The sequence below is a fragment of the Phocaeicola sp. RTP21198st1_B8_RTP21198_201120 genome (assembly GCF_040929485.1).
GTDB lineage: Bacteria > Bacteroidota > Bacteroidia > Bacteroidales > Bacteroidaceae > Phocaeicola > Phocaeicola dorei.
The window spans coordinates 1-4,020 of record NZ_JBCOCI010000066.1 but is presented as its reverse complement, the minus strand read 5'-3'; the positions used below and the strand labels follow the sequence as shown (position 1 = coordinate 4,020).

Annotated in this window: 3 protein-coding genes and 1 pseudogene; all 4 read right to left on the bottom strand. The window is 33.1% G+C overall.

The window, feature by feature from the left end:
- A partial coding sequence (locus AB5935_RS18220) for a nucleotide sugar dehydrogenase (protein WP_368327512.1) occupies positions 1 to 1,008 on the bottom strand: 1,008 nt, incomplete at its 3' end.
- Between the two features lie 29 nt (positions 1,009 to 1,037).
- A complete protein-coding gene (locus AB5935_RS18215; RefSeq protein WP_007851666.1) occupies positions 1,038 to 2,309 on the bottom strand; it encodes a phenylacetate--CoA ligase family protein in 1,272 nt (423 codons plus the stop codon).
- Positions 2,306 to 3,391: a glycosyltransferase family 4 protein gene (locus AB5935_RS18210; protein ID WP_007851669.1), complete on the bottom strand. Its 1,086-nt coding sequence runs from the start codon at positions 3,389 to 3,391 to the stop codon at positions 2,306 to 2,308. The genes AB5935_RS18215 and AB5935_RS18210 overlap by 4 nt, the downstream gene beginning before the upstream one ends.
- Positions 3,392 to 3,583: 192 nt before the next feature.
- Positions 3,584 to 3,766: pseudogene (locus AB5935_RS18205) on the bottom strand (glycoside hydrolase family 99-like domain-containing protein); the annotation flags it as partial.
- Positions 3,767 to 4,020 lie beyond the last annotated feature (254 nt).

Sequence of the window (4,020 nt, the reverse complement as noted above, 5' to 3'; positions counted from 1 at the left end):
ATCCACTATCGGACTGCAACGTAAATCATCCGTTCCCGCTTTAAAGCTCAAGCCTAGAACACCCACATTCCGCTTTCCTTTCCCCATTATGACAGAAACAGCATTCTTTTTTTGAATCTCATTGGAATTTTCTATGCTGTTAATGACTGGAACATCAATATATAAATCACGTGCCAAGGTGCGGAGAGCCTTGGAATCCTTAGGCAAACAAGAGCCACCATATGCAAACCCGGGTTTAAAATAATAGGGTGATATGTTCAGTTCACGATCCTTACAAAAGATTTCCATCACCTTATGGCTATCAATATCCAGTCCCTTGCAGATATTGCCCACTTCATTACCGAAAACAATCTTCAAGGCATGATATGTATTATTGACATATTTCATCATTTCCGCAACTTTGATATCAGTACATACGAATTCCGCATTTATATCTTTATACAGTTCACGGAATTTTTGCTCGGCATACTCGCAATCTGTACCAATCAAAGTCAAAGGAGGGTTCAAATAATCATGTACAGAGGTTCCTTCACGAAGGAATTCCGGATTGGATACCACAGTAAATGCCTTGCCACGCTGCTTGCCGGATGCCTCTTCTATGATCTCACCTACTTTTTTATTGGTTCCGGGCAATACTGTACTACGAATGGCAATGATATGATAGGTTTCCTTCGTTTTTATAGCTTCTCCTATTTGTCTTGCTACTCCGTAAATATAGCTAAGGTTTAGATGCCCTTCCTTGGAACTGGGAGTTCCCACCGCTATAAAAGAGATTTCCGAATGATGAACCGCCTCATGGACATCTAGAGTGGCTGTCAAACGCCCGTTTTTATGCCCTTCTGCGCACAGTTCTTCAATGTCTTTCTCTATGATGGTAGGATGACCGGATTTTATCAGGTTCACTTTGTTTTCTGACACATCCACTCCTATTACATGGTGACCCAATTTTGCACAACAAGCTGCGCCTACGCATCCTACGTAGCCGAGACCGAAAATACTAATATTCATGATAAAAATTATTTCTTGCAGTTACACTTTTATTCCGATATGATATAACTGTATTTGTTACGGGTAGTATAAATTAAATCCTGTTCTTTAATCAAGTTAATCTCAAGTTCCAGATTAGACAAACCAATCTTTAAATCAATCATTTGCTTTAACTCATCCAAATTTTGAGAAGAAAAAACAGCTTCTGGAACAATATTAAGCAAAACCTTTCCATTTTTCTTTTGAATGAATTGTGCATAACGAATATTATGGCTATAGGTTAAAATAAAAGTCAAAGCAGCATTATTATATATCGAACCGTCCTTACCTTTTATGCAATTACCACTTCTCCCTTGTATCCTATCAATAGAAACACGTTCATCCTTCGTATTCTCTTTCAATATTACAACATCACTCGATTGGTAACGTATCAAAGGAAAAACTGAATTTATTAACGATGTTGATACAACCCGATCTTTCAGATATTCATTGATAGAATAACCTGGATCTTCAAAATAGCCATCATGTTTTATTGATTCGCTAATTCTTATTGTCCTTTCTGTAGTTCCATAATGGTCAAATATTTTAGTCTGAAACCGTTCCTCTATCAATTGTCTTTGAAAATCCAACAAGTTCTCCGAAGATGTAAAACACACAGGAATATTACAATATAATCCTTTATCCTTTAGCAATAAGGCTAAATTATACAAGGAACTTGGATATCCTTCAATTGCCTGAGGACTCCTCTTTTCAATCCCTTTATAATACGCCCCCACTGTTTGTTCATTTATATTATAGCTTGAAAGATAGAGAGTATTTGATATATGTACATACATCATAGTATCTTTCTTCCCTAGATTTCCACGTAAAGACACTAATGGTTGTCCATAAATATATCCACAACGTTTCCTATAGCAATAGAAATAAGCTTGCTCCTTCCAGATTGACTTCCAGTCCTCAAAAACGGTCAAAGGGGTTCCTGTAGTCCCACTTGTCCTATTTTTTAATAATTTCCACTTAGATGTGGTAAGCAGAGCATCAGACTGATGAAGAATCATATCTTTAGTAACAACTGGCAACTTGCTTATATCACCTAAGCATTTTATATCTTCTAATTTTATACCTGCTTCAGTATAAAGTTTATGATAAAAAGAAGACTTTGTATATGCTTTGCGGAAAATTTTTAAGAATACCCTTTCATTTCTTCCCTGTAATTCATCATGTGACATATTATACATCCGCTCAACCTCTTTTACATAAGGGTAAATAACAGGATAAGATCTTAGCAAATATTTTATTGACTCCTTTAAATATTTATTCATTTATCATTTAATAATTTAAGATACAGATTCTCCAATTGCTTTTTCACAGAGTCAGGAAGATGGTCTTTTACCATATCTGCTGATGCAACTCCCATTTTCTCCCTCAATTCCCTATTAAATAGCAAATGGTCTATGGCCTCCTTCAATCCTTTCTTATTACCAGGTTCTATGATAAAACCATTTACTCCATCCTTTACTATTTCTGGTATTCCACCTACATTTGTAGAAATAATTGGCAAATGATAAGACATTGATTCTAAAATTGATATGGGAAGTCCTTCATAATAAGAAGGTAAGATATAAACATCTGCTTCGTTTAGCAACTTTATTTTTTCTTTTCCTGAAACCCAACCTTCATAAAAAGCAATGTCATCTATTTTTAATCGCTTTATAGTATTTAAGACATCTACAACATTGCCATTGCCAGCAAATCGAAATATTAGATTACCCCAATAAGCTTTTTTATTTTCTGAAATAACTTCCAATAAGTCATAAATCCCTTTTTCTTTACATAAAAGGCCTAAAAATAGCAAGACACAAGCGTTTTTTTTAGGACCAGATTTATATATAGGATGTTCTATTGGATTTTTAATTACAATAACATTTTTACACCCTAATTCATTTATGAAAAATTCCTTCCAACTATCTGATAATACAATTACGATATCACATTTTCTTAATGTATTATTTACAATCGTGCGATGCTTCAATGCAAATTCCTTAAATGCACCACCATGCATATGATACACTACTTTCTTTCTAAACAATTTTGATAAAAAAATAAAGATTCGTTTTCGCCAGAAGCTGGCATAAGAAGCACCATGGATATGAACTATTTTAATTTCCGGACAGCATATCATTACAAACATGAAATGAATGAATGCTTCTATAAATATTCCTATCTTTTGAATACTATTTCCATCAACTACAGTTCGTACAAAATGAAAAGGAGAAAAAATAGTAGAATATACTTTTTCTACTGAAGCTACTCCTCCTTTAGCTTTTTTATAATCTATACCAAGAAACAATATTTGGGAAGCTAATGAAAAATTAATTTTGCCACTGTTTTTTTTTATTTTCATATAATATCTATCGATGTTTTAATAAAACAACAAAACTTTTTATTGAAACAAAAATACGGATATTCTTTCATTTGAACTTCTAAACTCTTATTAGAGTGGCTTATCCTTTTCCTATATTCTTATCAAAAAAATAAGCTCTTATACAAGAAGAATATTAAAGCTGATACAACTCTAATCCATACTAAGCTAAATCTATTTTTTAGTTACCAAAAGTTCCCTCAGGACATCTAAAAATTTTCTCCCATATTTTAAATCAGGTTCAACATAATTACCTTCTCCCCATTCATTCCAAGATTGTAAAAATAATATTTTATGTTCCTCATCTCTATCTTTTATCAAATCCATAGCTTTAATTATTTGTTCCTGAAAAACCTCTCATAACTATCATTAACCTTTCCATAGAAATCGATTAGAAACTTATTTTGTAATCCCATTTTATTCAATTGACATACCGCTTCCAATATATAATCAGTTCCTTTTTCTAGTATAATACGACCAAGAAAAACAATCGCCCCTTTTTTTAAATTCTAGTTGTGATATTCGGATAATTTTTAATAGACTTAAAATTAGGAACTTGCATCACATTATGTAAGCCTTGTTGCCTAAGTTTATCAACCATTAGCGAACTT

Bases quoted from the DNA above. Each gene is read 5' to 3' on its own strand.
- AB5935_RS18215 (WP_007851666.1), bottom strand. From the start codon at position 2,309: ATGAATAAATATTTAAAGGAGTCAATAAAATATTTGCTAAGATCTTAT.
- AB5935_RS18210 (WP_007851669.1), bottom strand. From the start codon at position 3,391: ATGAAAATAAAAAAAAACAGTGGCAAAATTAATTTTTCATTAGCTTCC.